This window comes from Corallincola holothuriorum, from assembly GCF_003336225.1.
GTDB lineage: Bacteria > Pseudomonadota > Gammaproteobacteria > Enterobacterales > Neiellaceae > Corallincola > Corallincola holothuriorum.
Genome location: NZ_QPID01000009.1, coordinates 170,032 through 187,035, shown reverse-complemented (window position 1 = coordinate 187,035; position 17,004 = coordinate 170,032). Strand labels below are relative to the sequence as shown.

General features: G+C 45.7%; 14 protein-coding genes and 1 pseudogene. 4 read left to right on the top strand and 11 right to left on the bottom strand.

All coding sequences use genetic code 11. The annotated features are described in order from the left end of the window. Window positions 1–484: 484 nt before the first annotated feature. Window positions 485–1,351 carry a CDP-diacylglycerol--serine O-phosphatidyltransferase gene (gene pssA / locus DU002_RS15015; protein WP_114339214.1) on the bottom strand — a complete coding sequence of 289 codons (867 nt, stop codon included), beginning with the start codon at window positions 1,349–1,351 and terminating at the stop codon, window positions 485–487. A gap of 94 nt (window positions 1,352–1,445) precedes the next feature. Between pssA and DU002_RS15010 the strand changes: the two genes are divergently transcribed. After that, window positions 1,446–1,901, top strand: coding sequence for a hypothetical protein (locus DU002_RS15010; protein ID WP_114339213.1), 456 nt, complete (start codon window positions 1,446–1,448; stop codon window positions 1,899–1,901). A gap of 87 nt (window positions 1,902–1,988) precedes the next feature. On the opposite strand, the gene clpB is transcribed toward DU002_RS15010, so the two are convergent. From clpB to rluD, 3 genes are all read right to left on the bottom strand, one after another. Further along, window positions 1,989–4,562: an ATP-dependent chaperone ClpB gene (clpB, locus tag DU002_RS15005; protein WP_114339212.1), complete on the bottom strand. Its 2,574-nt coding sequence runs from the start codon at window positions 4,560–4,562 to the stop codon at window positions 1,989–1,991. A 91-nt stretch (window positions 4,563–4,653) separates the two neighbouring features. Next, window positions 4,654–5,394 carry a peptidoglycan editing factor PgeF gene (gene pgeF, locus DU002_RS15000; protein ID WP_114339211.1) on the bottom strand — a complete coding sequence of 247 codons (741 nt, stop codon included), beginning with the start codon at window positions 5,392–5,394 and terminating at the stop codon, window positions 4,654–4,656. Beyond that, the gene (gene rluD / locus DU002_RS14995; RefSeq protein WP_114339210.1) at window positions 5,388–6,362 is read right to left on the bottom strand and encodes a 23S rRNA pseudouridine(1911/1915/1917) synthase RluD; all 975 of its coding nucleotides are present in this window, start codon (window positions 6,360–6,362) and stop codon (window positions 5,388–5,390) included. Before rluD ends, pgeF begins: the two co-directional genes overlap by 7 nt. Window positions 6,363–6,483: 121 nt before the next feature. On the opposite strand from rluD, the gene DU002_RS14990 reads away from it, so the two are divergent. Both DU002_RS14990 and DU002_RS14985 read left to right on the top strand, forming a co-directional pair. Further along, window positions 6,484–7,239, top strand: coding sequence for an outer membrane protein assembly factor BamD (locus DU002_RS14990; protein ID WP_114339209.1), 756 nt, complete (start codon window positions 6,484–6,486; stop codon window positions 7,237–7,239). A 189-nt stretch (window positions 7,240–7,428) separates the two neighbouring features. Next, complete coding sequence (locus DU002_RS14985) at window positions 7,429–8,019, top strand: PEP-CTERM sorting domain-containing protein (RefSeq protein ID WP_114339208.1); 591 nt, start codon at window positions 7,429–7,431, stop codon at window positions 8,017–8,019. A gap of 72 nt (window positions 8,020–8,091) precedes the next feature. On the opposite strand, the gene DU002_RS14980 is transcribed toward DU002_RS14985, so the two are convergent. Next, on the bottom strand, window positions 8,092–8,430 hold the full coding sequence (locus tag DU002_RS14980) for a P-II family nitrogen regulator (protein ID WP_114339207.1): 339 nt from the start codon (window positions 8,428–8,430) through the stop codon (window positions 8,092–8,094). Between the two features lie 531 nt (window positions 8,431–8,961). Here DU002_RS14980 and DU002_RS14975 point away from each other — a divergent pair. Beyond that, complete coding sequence (locus tag DU002_RS14975) at window positions 8,962–9,468, top strand: GspH/FimT family pseudopilin (RefSeq protein ID WP_114339206.1); 507 nt, start codon at window positions 8,962–8,964, stop codon at window positions 9,466–9,468. Between the two features lie 143 nt (window positions 9,469–9,611). Here the strand turns inward: DU002_RS14975 and DU002_RS14970 are convergent. The 6 genes and pseudogenes from DU002_RS14970 to DU002_RS14940 all read right to left on the bottom strand — a co-directional run bounded on the left by DU002_RS14970 (window position 9,612) and on the right by DU002_RS14940 (window position 16,999). Continuing rightward, window positions 9,612–10,763 (bottom strand): annotated as a pseudogene (locus DU002_RS14970) (IS3 family transposase). Window positions 10,764–11,237: 474 nt separating this feature from the next. Continuing rightward, window positions 11,238–11,543 carry a TapY2 family type IVa secretion system protein gene (locus tag DU002_RS19295; protein WP_147271877.1) on the bottom strand — a complete coding sequence of 102 codons (306 nt, stop codon included), beginning with the start codon at window positions 11,541–11,543 and terminating at the stop codon, window positions 11,238–11,240. Between the two features lie 7 nt (window positions 11,544–11,550). Then, window positions 11,551–11,964, bottom strand: coding sequence for a type IV pilin protein (locus DU002_RS14955; protein ID WP_233496511.1), 414 nt, complete (start codon window positions 11,962–11,964; stop codon window positions 11,551–11,553). Continuing rightward, window positions 11,961–15,494, bottom strand: a complete 3,534-nt coding sequence (locus tag DU002_RS14950; RefSeq protein ID WP_114339202.1) for a pilus assembly protein — start codon at window positions 15,492–15,494, stop codon at window positions 11,961–11,963. Before DU002_RS14950 ends, DU002_RS14955 begins: the two co-directional genes overlap by 4 nt. 12 nt (window positions 15,495–15,506) lie before the next feature. Further along, window positions 15,507–15,998, bottom strand: coding sequence for a hypothetical protein (locus DU002_RS14945; protein ID WP_114339201.1), 492 nt, complete (start codon window positions 15,996–15,998; stop codon window positions 15,507–15,509). Then, window positions 15,995–16,999, bottom strand: coding sequence for a PilW family protein (locus DU002_RS14940; RefSeq protein ID WP_158538077.1), 1,005 nt, complete (start codon window positions 16,997–16,999; stop codon window positions 15,995–15,997). The genes DU002_RS14945 and DU002_RS14940 overlap by 4 nt, the downstream gene beginning before the upstream one ends. Window positions 17,000–17,004: the final 5 nt, after the last annotated feature.

The window sequence follows — 17,004 nt, the reverse complement described above, 5'->3', positions numbered from 1 at the left end:
ACTCAACTTATTACTTACATGTATTTCTACATGGTCGCTTACGTTTCGTTGAATAATCTTTGATTACTTCAACACCCGTGAGCGCCCACACAGATTGTCTGACCAAATTGTTAAAGAACGATGCTGTCGCATCTCGCCAAACCTTAGCTTGGCTGCCCGGTCAACTCATTCGTTGTCCGCGGCAAGGGCTGCGCATTCTACGCTTCTCTGCCCCGCTGTCAACCCAGTAAAAACATCTTTTTTACCAAGTGACCAGAAAGAAGATAAAAACTTAAACCGTTCGTTTCTTCCCGCTGCCTCGCCCTGAGCGAGTGAGGCGGCATTATAGGCACCTTAATCCTACCGTCAACGCTTTTTTTATGTGATCTAGTTCAAGTGGTCAGTATTCAACCAAATATAACTCTAAGCCCCTGAAAAACGTAAAACGCCCTCGAAATAGAGGGCGTTACGGCAATAAAAACTGTCCAGGGTAAATACAGCCGAACTATTTTTCCGTCTTTTCTTCTTTGTTCACTGCATCCGCTACGTCAGAGCTGTCTTTATCTTCCTGTTCTTTGTTTGAACTGGCCGCGGCCTGCGTTTCAAAGTCAGCGTCTTCTCCATCGCCAACGACATGCTCCATCTTTAGTTCTCGTACGCTACGTAACGTCACCACAGGGCCTGAAGCCGCATATAAGAAGAAAATAGCAAATAGCACCAATGCCGGATTGGTCGCGACGACGACAAAAATCAGTACAACCGCAAGAATAGCAACGAAAGAGACCTTCCCTTTCCAATCAACATCCTTAAAGCTGTGATAGCGGAAGTTACTCACCATCAATAAACCAGACGCTACAGTTATAACAGCGACTATCAAGCTAACATCTGCGCCAGCGATACCATAGTCACTACCTACCCAGACCATACCTGCAATAATGGCTGCTGCTGCCGGACTCGCGAGCCCTTGGAAGAAGCGCTTATCAGCGATCCCGACTTGAGTATTAAAGCGCGCCAAACGCAACGCAGCCCCAGCAACAAAGATAAACGCACTTAACCAACCAATCTTTCCTAAGTCTGCTAAGCCCCAATTATAAGCAACCAGAGCGGGCGCAATACCGAAAGACACCATGTCTGCCATGCTGTCATATTCCGCCCCGAACGCACTTTGAGTGTTAGTCATTCGCGCAACGCGACCATCGAGACCATCCATAATCATCGCAATAAAGATAGCCACAGCGGCGGCTTCGAAGCGCCCATTCATAGAGGCGACAACCGCATAGAAGCCAGAAAACAGCCCTGCGGTTGTTAATAAATTAGGCAGTAAATAAATACCACGATGCTTATGAGATTCTTTTGTCGTATGCTGATTCATATAAGAGTTTGAGACATTTAACAGTTCTTAATTAAGACACAAGATAGCATAGAGTGCTTTCTTTCCGCAGTGGTTATATAACAGGAAATAGTTGATGCAAACCAAGTTTCGCCAGAATAGCTTCGTGATAGCCGGGTTAATTACCTTGTTGTTTTCAGTTTATGCGGAAGCTAAAAACCTAGTGTATTTTTGGTACGACGAAGCTGGCGTTATTCATTTTGCCGAACAGCGCCCTACAGGGAAACGGGTTTACGCAGTTGAGATGCTTGACGCTCCCGCCGAAAAGAAAGAGAAAAAATACAGCTATGAATCGCTGTTTCAAGACGAAGCTGACGAGCAAGCAACAGAGACAGAATTAGAGAAAGCACAGCAAGAACGCGAGATGGCAGCACAGCGCTGTGATGCAGCAAAGCACTCGCTGTGGATACTAGAGAATAAGCATTTTGTGCGTCAAGAAAACGAAGATGGCACGCAAACCATGCTGTCTTATGAAGAGAAACAGGGAATTAAAAAACGTTCGCAACAGGAAGTCGATAAATTTTGCAACTAGTAGGCGCTGGCGCGCCTTGAGCAGCAATTAAAAACAGGAGCATAAGCTCCTGTTTTTAATTGCTGCTTTTTCTCTCTACAACATCATTCAATGCGAAAAGGTTAATTCACCATCCTGAGTGCCAATTTTTATCTCGGTTCCCGGTATATAGTCACCCTGTAACAGTTTCTGCGCCAATGGGTTTTCCAGCTCAGTCTGTATTGCACGCTTTAAGGGCCTTGCGCCATAAACAGGGTCAAAACCAGCTTCAGAAAGTAGCCCCAACGCCGCATCATCTATATCTAAGGACAGCTCTTTCAATTGCAAACGCTGTTTCAGGCGCTCGATCTGAATATGGGCAATGTTCTTAATTTGCTCCAACCCCAATGGATGAAACACCACAGTATCATCGATTCGATTAATGAACTCAGGTCGGAAATGATGACCAACGACATCCATGACTTGCGCTTTCATCTCTTCATACTGAGCATCTTGATGCTTATCCTGAATCAGATCCGAACCGAGATTCGATGTCATGATGACCACTGAGTTTCTAAAATCAACGGTACGACCTTGGCCGTCAGTTAAGCGCCCATCATCTAGCACTTGCAAAAGAATGTTGAAAACATCCGGGTGAGCTTTTTCGATCTCATCAAGCAAAATAACTGAATAGGGTCGACGGCGAACAGCTTCGGTCAGATAGCCCCCCTCTTCATACCCCACATACCCGGGAGGCGCGCCGACCAATCGAGCAACAGAGTGTTTCTCCATAAACTCCGACATATCAATACGCACCATGGCTTCATCGGTATCAAACAAAAATTGTGCTAACGCCTTACACAGTTCCGTTTTCCCTACCCCCGTTGGTCCGAGAAAAAGAAATGAGCCAATAGGTCTTGCGGGATCAGAAAGTCCTGCTCGTGAACGCCGAATCGCGTTGGCCACAGCCACCACCGCTTCATGCTGGCCAATCACACGTTTATGTAGGCCTTGCTCCATATTGAGTAACTTAGTTCGTTCCCCCTCAAGCATCTTGGCAACAGGGATCCCTGTCCAGCGGGAAAGCACTTCGGCTATCTCATTCTCTGTCACGCGATTACGCAGCAGTTTCATGTCCTGCATTTCGGCCTGGCTGGCAAGATCCAACTGCTTCTCTAACGCTGGAATGCGCCCATATTGCAATTCTGACATTCGGTTAAGATCGCTAGCGCGACGAGCCGTATCCAGCTCCATTCTTGCCTGTTCTAATTCAGCCTTAATGTTTTGCGTACCAGATAACGCCGCTTTTTCTGAAGTCCATACCTCTTCAAGCTCGTTATAACGAAATTCGCCCTCTTTCAGCTCCTCATCGAGCTTATTCAGGCGCTTTTTACTGGCATCATCCGCTTCTTTTTCCAGCGCCTGACGTTCCAACTTCAATTGAATAATTCGACGCTCTAAACGGTCAAGCTCTTCCGGTTTAGAATCAATCTGTATACGAATGCGTGAAGCGGCCTCATCAATCAAGTCGATCGCTTTATCTGGCAACTGGCGATCGGATATATAACGGTGAGACAAATTAGCAGCGGCCACAATAGCCGGATCAGTGATCTCTACCGCGTGGTGTAGCTCATAACGTTCCTTTAACCCGCGCAAGATGGCGATAGTGTCTTCCACGGATGGCTGATCCACGAGAACTTTCTGGAAACGACGCTCTAACGCCGCATCTTTTTCAACGTACTGACGGTACTCATCCAGCGTGGTGGCGCCAACACAATGCAGTTCGCCACGTGCCAATGCGGGTTTGAGCATATTCCCCGCATCCATAGCACCTTCACCTTTACCTGCCCCAACCATGGTATGGAGTTCATCGATAAACAGGACGACTTGACCTTCCTCTTTCGAAAGCTCATTAAGTACAGCTTTTAAACGTTCTTCGAACTCGCCACGATACTTGGCCCCAGCAAGTAGACTCCCCATATCTAATGAAAGCACACGTTTGTTTTTAAGGCCTTCAGGGACTTCACCGTTTATAATCCGTTGCGCCAACCCTTCCACAATAGCGGTTTTCCCCACCCCAGGTTCACCAATGAGTACAGGGTTGTTTTTTGTGCGCCGCTGGAGCACCTGGATGGTTCGCCGGATCTCTTCATCCCGGCCAATCACAGGATCCAATTTGCCCTGCTCGGCTCGTTCGGTCAGATCAACAGTATATTTATCGAGCGCTTGACGCTGATCCTCGGCATTTTGATCATCGACTTTTTGACCACCGCGGACTTGCTCTATTGCCTTTTCGACGGATTCTTTAGTCAGACCCAGCTCTCGTAACTGCTGACCAAGTTCGCCTTTGTCGTCAACCGCCGCTAATACAAATAGCTCACTAGAGATAAACTTATCTTTACGTTGCTGAGCCAATTTGTCGCATAGATTAAAAAGCGAGATAAGCGCCGACGACAATTGTACATCGCCACCGATCCCTTCAACTTTTGGAAAGCGATCAAGTGATGCGCCTAACTTACTACGCAATGCATTGACATCTGCACCGGCACTCTGAAGCAAGTGACGACCACTGCCACCTTCCTGATTAAGCAAAGACATCATTAAGTGGGCAGGCTCAATAAATTGGTGGTCACGACCTAAAGCCATCGACTGAGCGTCAGATATCGCGAGCTGGAACTTACTGGTCAACTTATCAATACGCATATTTGCCTCGACGGAGTAGCGACGTTTGACTTAGTAATTGGTATCTACAGAGGGATATTTCAAGTATAGAAGTCTGAAAAGCTGATCAAACTCAATCGCTCAGCCAAATAATAGAGGCCATACGACCTGTCACGCCATCTCGGCGATAGGAGAAGAAAGAAGCGGCATCCGTATAGGTGCATAAGTGGCTAAATGTGACATTCATAACGCCGATTGACGCCAATCTTTGTTGTGCCAGTAACGGCAGGTTTGCCAGATATTTTTCGCGATATTCAACAAACGCTGAGGCAGCCTCGGGGGACGCATCTAAAAATTGACTACGCACATCCTTGCCGACTTCAAATGCCTCAGGGCCAATACAAGGACCTAACCAGGCGACAAGAGATGCTGGGTCACCAGGATACTTCGCCACGGTCTTTTCAATGATGCCATCAACCAGTCCGCGCCAGCCAGCATGTATCGCTGCGATCCAATCGCCCTGCTGATCACAAAGCAATACAGGTAAACAATCTGCAGTCATGATGGCCAATGGCATCGACAGCGCTCGGCTGGTCATAGCATCGGCGGTTGGTGTTTCTCTATCAGAAGTACAAGAAACGTCCAAGATAGTAGTGCTGTGCACTTGATTCAACCAATACGGCGACTGGGGCAATTTAGCCGCCCCTTGCAGCATGGCTCTATTCGTTAGAACGGCATCGGGATTATCAGAAACATGCAAGCCTAGATTAAGGGAATCGAATGGTGGCTGGCTTATCCCACCTTGGCGTAAGGAATAGATAGCCCGCACTCGTTTCGGTGCAGGCCAATCAACTGGCTGCCACAACTTTACCACTGCGGTACCGGGTTCTCTTTAAAGTCAGCTTTAAACGCCGCCACCATATCAAGCATATCTTCAGGTACAGGAGCCTCCCAGCTCATAAACTCGCCGGTGATAGGGTGAACCAACTCAAGCTTGGCTGCGTGCAGCGCTTGCCGACGAAACCCTCTCAATACGCTTAACAACTCCTCTGATGCACCTCGCGGCGGCCTTGGACGACCACCGTATGTAAAATCACCAACGAGGGGATGCTTGATGTGAGACATATGAACACGGATCTGGTGGGTACGTCCGGTTTCTAGACGCAAGCGCAGTCGACAATGGGCGCGATACTTCTCCATCACCCGATAATGCGTCACAGACTCCCGTCCACCATGGACAACCGCCATATGAGTACGCTGCGTGGGATGTCGGCCAATTGGCGCATCAACCCGCCCACCAGCCGTAAGCAAGCCGTTAACCAAAGCCTCATACTCACGGGTTATCTCACGCGCCTGCAGCTGCTCGACAAGATGCGTTTGAGCGGGCACAGACTTCGCTACCACCATCAGCCCCGTCGTATCTTTATCTAAACGATGAACGATACCAGCGCGAGGCACTTCAGCAATACCAGGACAATGATGCAACAGCGCGTTCAACACCGTTCCGGCAGGATTGCCCGCGCCTGGATGAACTACCAAACCAGCCGGCTTATTAATAACCAGGATGTGCTCATCTTCAAATACGATATCCAGAGGAATATCTTCCGCTTCCCACTCCCCCTGCTCTTCCAGCTGAGTCTCAACGGTCACGCGCTCCCCGCCAACTAACTTAAACTTCGGAACAGTATGGACAGTTCCGTCGACACATACGTGCCCATCAAGTATCCACTGCTTGATACGACTACGAGAATAGTCAGGGAACAATTCGGCAACGATCTGATCCAAACGCTTGCCATTAAGCTCAAACGGCACTTCGCCATTCAAAGAGATTTTTTGCGCCATGAGCGACCTTATTAACACTATCAATAGCTCTTATTGTACAGTGCTATCCTGACTGGGGTACAATCCTTGCCCGAGAAAAAGCCTGTTCTAGGCGGTCAATTGGCATGATAACGATTAAATAATGAAAAAAGCCCTATTAACTTACGCACTTATCTCGCTATTAAGTGCTTGCTCGAGCAGTAACGACACCATTGAGCGTGTTCCAGAAAAATCGCCTGCCGCACTATTCGAAGATGCGCAAGAACTACTTGAAGTCGGCAACTTCTCTGGCTCAGTGAATACACTCGAGGCTCTTTCATCACGTTACCCTTTCGGCCCTCATGCGAATCAGGTGCAGTTGGATTTGATATATGCCTATTACAAACTAGGGCAGACAGCTCAGGCATTGGCAACCGCCGACCGTTTTATTCGCTTGAATCCAACCCATCCTGATAACGATTATGTGCTCTATATGCGGGGGTTAACAAATCTTGACGCCGATGACGAAATGCTACAAAGCCTGCTTGGTATAGACCGCTCCGATCGCGATCCAAATCTAGCACAACAAGCATTTGAAGATTTTTCTAAAGTACTGGGACGCTACCCGAACAGTAAATACGCTCCGGATGCACGCCAGCGGATGATTTATATTAAGGAACGCTTAGCCAAACATGAGCTCTCCGTCGCGCGCTACTACATCAAGCGTCAGGCCTATATTGCCGCAGCAAATCGTGGTCGATACATAATCGAAACTTTCTCCGATTCTAGTTCCACGGAAGGCGCATTAGAGGTAATGGTTCAAGCCTACGATAAGTTAGGCTTGCAAGATCTGAAAGCAGATGCACAAGCAACGCTACGCTTAAACTTCCCTGATAACCCTCTCGCTCAAAACAGCTAAAAATATAAGGCTCTCGGTAATTGGGAGCCTCAAAACAAACCAATACTTCACCGCCAGCATAATTTACACTGCAACCCAACACTCAACACACTTAAACTATTAACGACATGATTTTAAGGAGATTTATTTAATAGGCCTAAATTTTGCAAAGGTGCATTTTCTTTATTTAATTCTAATGGAATAGCTAAAATGCTACGCATCAAACAACTTTCAGTTAAAACTCTTTTTTTCCTCACTAGCTTATTACTGGCACAAACTGCAAATGCAGGCATTATCGTCGACCTAATCGGTGACAAAGACGGCTTTGGCATCGGCGTTCAAGATGGCGAAGGCTTCAGCTACAGCGATGTAGGTCCGGGCGATGGGGATGGCACAGATGTTTGGCGCAATGGCGACTACATCTTTTCACATACCTTTGACCTGACCAGTTTCGGTAGCATTGTTGACGCAACATTAGAAATATTCACTGGTGGTCAAGGGCTAAATGGCCAAAGCACAGTTTACTTGGATGGGGTTAATGTAGGTCTGCTAACTGATGGTGATAACACAGGGCCAGAGTATAACTACGCGACGCTAGATATCTTTCAGTTAACAGACTTTGCTGCTTTACTCGACAATGCTGCAGAAATACGTATTGATACTGTATCAAGTGGCGACGGTTGGGTTCTCGATTATTCAGAGTTAACCATCTACACAGCTGATGCAGAGGTTCCAGCACCAGCCTCAGTGTTACTCCTCGGTTTGGCTGCGCTAGGTTTCGTAGGCTATCGTCGTAAATAGTTAATAATAACGTAAGTAAAAAGGGAGCCGTCGGCTCCCTTTTTTTAATTCATTAAGCAACTACCGTTTAATTTAAACGGCGTCGGTACCCTCTTCACCTGTACGAATTCGCACAACACGAGACACATCAGAAACGAAAATCTTACCGTCGCCGATCTTGCCTGATTTTGCCGTATTGGCAATTGACTCAATGACACGATCCACATCTTCATCGTTAACAATCAAATCAATCTTCATCTTCGGCAAAAAATCCACCATATACTCGGCACCACGATATAGTTCAGTGTGCCCTTTCTGGCGGCCAAAACCTTTCACCTCGGTGACAGTCATACCCGTGATACCGATTTCCGCTAGGGCTTCGCGAACATCGTCAAGCTTGAACGGCTTGATTATCGCTTCAACCTTTTTCATTCTGAATTCCTCTTTACTTACCAATTAGTTCGACCAAATCCTGAGCAAATAGGATAACGACGACCTTTGCCAATATTTCGCTATATAATTTTGAGCCAACGACAGATTGACGCCCCTTGCGCACATAAAACCCACCAAACGCACAACATGACGAGCCACCCTTTCACTGTAACCAGCTGAAACAATTTCTGCTACTGATTTGTCCTGTTAGAGATAGTATTCGAGAATCAGATCAAGTTGATCGATTAGAGGTAACCAGCTCTTGCCGTTTTGCGCAGCAGAATTGTGCCTAAACAAACAGAATATAAGTGTTACCTTACGCTATTGCATAACGAAATACGCACTTCGTTTGGTGTGCGAAGGACCTGAGAAAAACACTAAAGAGAGGATTATTACCCTTGTGCTTACGGATCAGACTTACTTCACAGAACTTAATGTGAAATGGTAATAGAACTGTATTTATCACTAAAACGCTGGGCTCTGGTGTAATATAGGGTGCTGCAAAAAACATCTTAATGGTACGGGAATATCATGCGTAGTAAAGAGATTGGATTTACCCTCGTTGAGCTTTTAGTAACAGTCGCTATTGCAGTCATTTTGACAGCAGTAGCCGCGCCCTCGTTTGTTTCTACCTTGGAAAGTTCGCGAGCCAAAAGTACCATCAACAATCTCCATAACGCTGCCTTACTTGCCAGAGGTCAAGCTGTGACGAGAAAAATGCCCGCAACCTTATGCCCAATGACGGCTAACAACTGCGTTAATGACTGGAGCCAAGACATCGTCGTTTTTATCGATGCCAATGGTAATGGCACGCTGGACAACGCTACAGATACTTTACTGAAAAGAATGAATTCAATCTCGAACCAAGACAGTATCAACACTACTGTCACCAGAATCACGTTCACGGCACAAGGCACAACAAGCAATGTATCGACTATCAACTTCTGCCCAAACAAAGAAGCTACTAACGGTCGAGGCCTAGTCTTATCTATGTCAGGTAGAGCAAGAGTGATAAAAAATGGTATTAGTTGTATTTAGTGTATCGAAATAGAAGGAGAACTTGCTTCAAAACGAAAACCTCTTTCACACGATTATGTATACAAAAAGATATGTGAACACTCCAAAATTTATTACTAGTAGCACTTAGAAAGTGATCAGCCCCAGTAAAAGTGGACACCTGATTAAGCTACATTTTTCGTTTCAAAATTCTCTGGGCTGAGATAGCCAAGCGCGCTGTGCCTTCTCGTTTTGTTGTAATCAACTTCAATATAATCAAATACCACCTGGCGCATCGTTTCTCGATCCTTCATGAGTTCGTATTGAACCACTTCAACTTTCATTGAATGAAAGAAGCTCTCCACACAGGCGTTGCCCCAGCAGTTCCCTTTTAGGCTCATGCTTTGCTTAAAACCGTAACGTGCTAATAACTCACGATGAGCTGCGGATCAGTACTGGCTACCGCGATCGCTATGTACAATAACATCCCTGGGCAAGCCGCGTCGGAACAATGCCATTGTCAGCGCATTACACACCAGCTCTGCGGCCATTCGCGTAACCATTGACCATCCAATAACGGTACGGGAGTACAAGTGGATGACGACGGCCAAATACCAGCAACCTTCGCTAGTCATCAGATACCTGATATCTCCCGCCCATTTCTGGTTCGGATCACCACTGGCGCTAAAGTCCTGCTCTAACAAGTTAGGTGCCACAGGCAGCTAGTCACGGCTGTCCGTCGTGCATCTAAACTTGCGGGCAGCCTTGGACACGAGGCGCTGACGGCCCATGCTTTCAGCGATAATTTTGACGTTGACCCGGTCACCATTTTCAGCAAGCTCTACCTGTATGCGACGGGCGCCATCGCGTTCCTTGCCGGCGTCAAAAGCCTTCTTGATTTTAACGTCCCTGGAATCACGTTTAACTTGCCTAAAACTAGGCTGGTCGCCGTATTTACGTCAGATGTAATACGCACTTCGCGATACGCCTAGCACTTTCGCCATGCCCGTAGCTTGAATTGATACTGATGCTCAAGCATGAATTCGAACCGGTTTACTTTTGGTTTTTCGCGAAGTAGGTAGCCGCCTTTTTTAGGATGGCTAAATCCTCTGTTTGCTCTGCGAGTTGTCGTTTGAGTTTAGCTACCTCGCCGGCTAGCTCTGCTTATCGCTGGCTGGTGCTGGCGTTCTGTTGTCGTGCTGGCACGCCAGCCGTAATTTGTGAGCCATGGATCTTGAGCTTTTTAGCGGCGGCTGAGACGCCAATGTTACTGTCGAGTTTAAGTGCTTCGCCTTTAATTCAGCCGTGTGCACCTTATGTTTCTTCTTGGTTGCCACTGTTCACCTCGTTAAGCGATTTTACTCGCATAATGCGGTGCCCAATACTACCGGTGCAGATCAGCGTTATCAGCACCTCATCAAAAGATCGCTTAATAAAATAATCAGCAACCGAAACAAAAAAGAAGCTGATTGGCGATTTGTATGTTTGATCTAATTCAAACATACAGCAGAGATAACTTAGAAAAAGTCAAATCCCCATCTTCAATAACAGCAGAGCAGCATTGCTGTCAAAAACAAAGAAAGAGCAATAAGTACATGTAGATATGTTAATTGTCTGTCAACAATGCATAGCCACTATATTGTCACCACTGACAGGATGAAAATCATAAAATTAAATAAGCTTTTTAGTATAAACATCAACTAATCTCAGGAAAAATCGATAAAGTAAGGCAACCTATTAGCTGCCAACATCAGCAATATCCTGCTCAATCAATCGGAGAGGCTACTTTAGAGCTTATTAAAATAACCCATCTATTTCGGCGTCATCCCCTCTAACTCTCGCGCCGCAAGATTACTAAACGGTTCATCTTCCAGTTTACACTCAAGCTGTTTTTTTACTTTCAACTTAGTCACACCATCCTCAGCAAACACCACCATCGAAGCCAAGCGCTGCTCAATTCGCTCGTTCTCATTAAGAGAAACTGTGTAGCGAGCAATATGCATTACACCATTCTTTAATTGGAGATAGCACTTCCAATCCTGCAACGCTTGGTCAGCGTATACATGGCTTGGGACAATACCTATTAACGCAAAAAGTAAAAATAAATATCTTTTCATAATTACATCACCAACAATCAACAGGCCCTTTAGAGCCTAAATAATCTAATGTTAGAGTCGTGCAGCCACTATCACGCGCCGCTTGAGCTCCCTGCGCAGTCGCAACCAAGCGAAAATCGGTTGCGATACTACTCACAGGAACCGCATCAATTTTATAGTGTCCATTTTCAGTTTCGAATGGGTCGACGCTCATACCCAAATCGGTCATATCCTCCGTGTAGGAACGGTGGTCCAAGAAATACTGTTCCATCAACTGAGATAAACGTATTAATTCACGTTGACCTTCTGAGCGTGTATTCATCGCCACCTGTGCAGTATAAGAAGGGTACACAATCGCAGCCAAAATCCCCACGACAGCCACGGCAATCATCAACTCAATCAACGTAAAGCCTGCTAGCCTCTTAACTGAATAGAGCATCATTCAACTCCCTCTCGATAAGCAGACTGTGCCTTTATTACGGCATCAAAAGGCAAGTCCTGTGGTTCACCACTACAGTTTTGAACCGCAGGGTCACATGGACAATCGACTTCACAGGTTGGCGGATCCTCTTTAGGAACCTGAGGAAGTTCAGGAACAGGTTCGACTCCCCCAGCTGTTATTAACTTCACAGCCCCATCCTGAATAAAAATCGGTGGTGGATTGTAAGGTGGTAGATTTGTCGCAGGGAAAGCCACCCCAGCTTCAGTAATATCGCACAAGCTGTCTGCGTAGAGCACATTTGCGCCAAGACTTGGTTCGCACTGGCTATCTGTGCTATCTCCAGCAGGCGTAAAACCGCTATGAAACACGACACCACTTATAATACGTGCGGAAGAAAGCACTTTCTCACCTTGTGACGGATAATCAATAAAGCACCCTCGCTTTGCGTCTGCATCAGCTCTTAGCTCCAGCAAAGCGGAGTCATCTGCAGCTTCAGCTTCTAAGTTTCCATCCTTGAGGTCGAAAAGATCACTTATAGTGAGTGGCACTTTCTTTGCTGCATCATTCTTGCTCAATGGCAGCACATCTAAATCCCTCAGCATAAAGAACATATCTTGTGTAGTAACATCAAGTGGGTGGGAAACATTACCAGATCCAATAGTGACGTAATCAACGGGGATCTGTGCTTCGCTGTATATCTTGTTATTTTCTGCATCAGTAGTTTCGATGACTTTTCCACTTAAAGATCTTGCTACTACGGGACGAACGAAAAAGCGACGATCGTTCGTACTTAAATCACCACTCAACGTCGCAAACTTAAAAGCTCCGGCATCAGCTAGTGAATCACCAGGCATATCAATTCGCCAAATATTACCTCCTGTATCAGAGGCATAAATGCGATCAGCGAAGCCATCATAGTCACTATCCATTACTGATAAATCCGAAGGAATACTATCTGCAAGACCCGATATCTGAGTATTCTTACCACCAGTTTCTGACGATGTGAACTTCCATATCAGATGCCCAGTTTCTGCATCCACAAGGAAAACACCACGTCCCACATTATCGTCGGTGCCCACTCCAGGGTTGTCTTTATTAATATCATAGCCGGCACCGAAAACAAGCACAGGTTTGTCAGCACCATGGCTACGCAGATAAGTAATTGTTGGCTTAGACCAAGTTTGTGCTAACTCAACAAAGTCACCTTCTCCCCCTTCTATCTGCCACATTTTTTTAGGGGAACTAGGGACGGTCAAATCAAGTGCATAATAAAAGTGACCACCACGACGCATGCCAATAAAGGCCCAGACTTTTTCACCTGAATCAATCAACCCATCAAGATCGGTATCTTCAATGTAAACGCTTGCTGTACCATCCATGCCATAGATCTTACCGCTGGAGCGGCTATTGTGACGTAATGGCTTGTAGTTACCAATTAATTCGCTAGGAGCAAACGCCCAATCTTCATCGACTTCATCATCACCTAAATCTTTAAACAGATGAACAAAACCATAATTAGTTCCAATTAAAATTCGTAGATCCTGAGTTCCAGGCTTGTCCCCACCATAGTTAATAACGACAGGACGTGAATGCATAGGATCACCAAATTGGTATAGGTGACGATCTGAATTTGGCTCCTCATCATTAACATCAAGACCGCGCATCCAGTTAATATTCTCTGTCACTTCATCGTTGTCGGCACCAATAAGAGCCAACTGAGCCGCAGATGCGTTCGCCAGTACATTGGCGGCGGTGAACTCAATTAAGTCTGCGCCTCCAATATCAGTGAGTATGGTACGATCAGACTTTCCTTCCAGCATCTGAACAACTCCACCTTTAGAGGCATCAGGTCCATCTTTATCTCCTCCCCAATAGCTAGATGCCTCTTTCAAAATACCGCCTGAATTTGATAAGGCCAGCTCTTCATTCGCATCGATAACTTGCGTTCCGTCTGCATTTAACTTTAGCTTCTTAAGGTTGCCCAGCCAGCGAGCGCTTTGTGACGGTTTAAAGATTGAGTAATAGAGAACGTCAAGTACCTCTGTGCGATCAAAACTATTGGTGGCGACAGCTGGCGATGTGAGGCTGGCATTAACTTGCAAGATCTTCATGATGGCATCTTGCAATGCCGCAGTTAACTGAATGGCATCTTGCGCGGTGTAGTAATCACCACCTCCATTTTCGGCCGCAGCAGAAAGAATTTTTACTCCTTTAGAGTCTGCATCTTCAAATACGTCACCAAATCCAACGGTGTAAACAGAGGCTGTCTGCTTGCCACTGGCAGCGGTGTTAATATCCTGCGTATTCATCCAACCTGTTAATACAGGTAGATAGCTACGTTCAACGGCGGAAAAACGAGGATCAGTAGACTTGGCATAAGGAAGGTTTGTAACCAAAGAGTTGGCATGATTGTCCTCGGTAGGTAAACCATCAGTAACTAATATGACGCTGACACTGCCATCACAATTACCAAAAGGAGCGGTATAATTCCCCCCATTCCATATTGATGTATCAGCGTATGGCTGCTTTTTTTGGTTGGAAGGGACGTCACTATAAACCACCTTTTCGCCACCAAAATAACGTTTCACCTCATACATTGTTTCACACAAAGGTGTATTGGTGTTTGCGTCCAAGTCTTCGATTGTATCGGTGAGAGTCGATCGCTGAGCTTCTGTCATGTTTTCAGGTATACCCTTAACAATCCTTCCTCCCTGCGGGGTCGAATAATTTCGATTGAAAATAGTAAGACCAAAATCTGCAATTAACGTAGACGATATGACATCATTAATAGATTCTTTAGCTATGGCTAACTTAGTTCGATTCTCTTTTTGAATATCTTCGTTGTGATACCACTTAAGATAGTTAGCCATGTAGAGCGTAACAGGTTCACCTCCAGAAATTGCATTCTCATCTCTAAAGTCGCTGTAATAATCAGGGCTTTTTTTACTGCCCTGCCCATTGACAGGATACCCTTGTTCATAGCCAAGTTTACCGTTATTGGCGTTATCGCTCATTAGAATATCTTCAAGGCAATCGATAGGAAACTTAGTATCGGCGCTATTATTCTCTTTTAACTCTTCCCAGCTTCCACTATTCCCGCTAAATGTATACTGACGAATATAACCAGTGAAATACCCTTTTGTTCGTAGGCTTATTTCTGCCTGATTACAGTTGAAAATATCGAAATTAAAGCGACTTTGGTCAGCGGGTCCACCAGGCACAGGGGCTTGACCACCATCTAGAGAGCCCTTTACCCAATAAATGAAGTCATTTTTAAAATCATCCTCATCAAAACGCAAACTATGATCAGAACCTTCTGTTGAATAGGTAGAACTTGGATCGTAGGCTTGCTTAACCTCAATAGTCCCCCTCATACTGCCGCTGTTATCAAAGATAATCATAACCTTGGGCTTATAACCAGTTCGGGCACTCACCTCTTTCAAAAACAGCTCGGTATCATCCGCGACCGCTACCGAAGTCGCTATAGTGAGGGCAGAACCGAGCAGAATTCCTAACTGCTTAATCTTCATTATTTGGCGCTCCTAGTTCTGATTTGGATCGGGATAATACTGATAAATCAGAACATCCATGCCGCTGTCACGTGCAGCTTGCGTTGTATTAAACTTATGCTCAGCCAACACGCGAGCATAACGACATTTAATTAACTCTACTTCACTAGGCTTATGCCTTGGCCTACAACTATCAATGACTTGGCCACTTTCATCATCTGTAACTACGTTCAAATTTGCAGTTGTATGGTCCAGTGATGTATCAATATTAAGCTCGGTGTTAGTCGCAATATTAGTAAGCTTTCTATTACCGTCTAAGCGGCCTTCGAAGGCTTTCACTACTACATCGTCAACGCCGCCAGCTACAATTTGCCGAGATTCACTCTGAGCACTGGCAGCACCTGCTAACTTCAGATCAAACTGGCTATTTGATACCAAAACGACAGCCGTACTAGTAATTGCCACCAGCAGCAACAAGCCGATAATCAACACCGCACCAGACTGTCTAGTCATTGCGTTGTTCATAACAGATTCCTCAATGTAACCGTAGTGGATAATAATAAACGCCTGTGCCTATCAGTCTCAGGAATAACAATACTTCGCCCTCCCATTTGATAGGTAATGGGTTCATGCATATAGGTAGGATCAGGTTCTAGCGAGCGAGCTAAAACAAAGACCCTAACAGCAACAATGCGCTCACCAAGAACATCAGCACTATCCCATTGTTCGGCAGTTACATCGTCGGTATCAACAAAACCATTCGGGTGACCATCACCATTACTGTCTATGCCAAACTGGAAATGAATATTTTCAATGCCAGGCACCAACCCGCCGTCGGCTAAATCCATCTGTGGCGTGCCACCGACGATAATTAAGTTTCGCCTCTGGAGATAAGGCGCAGTTATCCCATCGTTGGTCACATCATCAATGTAGTAAACATGATGCTGATATTCATATCGCATGCCATTGGGAACATCTGCTGTTGTTGGCGTATCGGGGGTTCGGTAGAGTATCAAACGAGAGAAGTTAGTCATTCCATAAAAACGGTTAGCATCCTCGTTACCTGCAACAACTTCACTGGCTATCAATCGCTTTATCTGCAGTACGTCAGTTCCCACATTTGGAGAGTCACATGAAGAGGTCAATAGTGAATTGCCTGAAACCGAATGACCGGCCCATAAAGTTCGGAACTTAAGCCCATCTCCAATAGGGAAAGTACCGTTACGTCCTCCAGATTGAACACACTCTGGACTGGGGGTTACGACCCCCACAAAGCGCTCGACTGTAGGGGAGGAACTGTTAACATTAATGCCAGTGAAGTCACCATAAAAACCTGATTGGGCAATGTCCTCAGATAGTAGGTTCAATGCCAAACGAGCATTCTCCTGAATCTCACTAAAGGCACTAGTTTGATTTTCTAGTCGAGATTGACTGCTGATAAAGGCTATCACTCCACCCATCAAAAAAAGTCCAAGCACCATTGCAACCATTAGTTCAACTAATGAAAAGCCTCGTATGTTTTGCATATCTA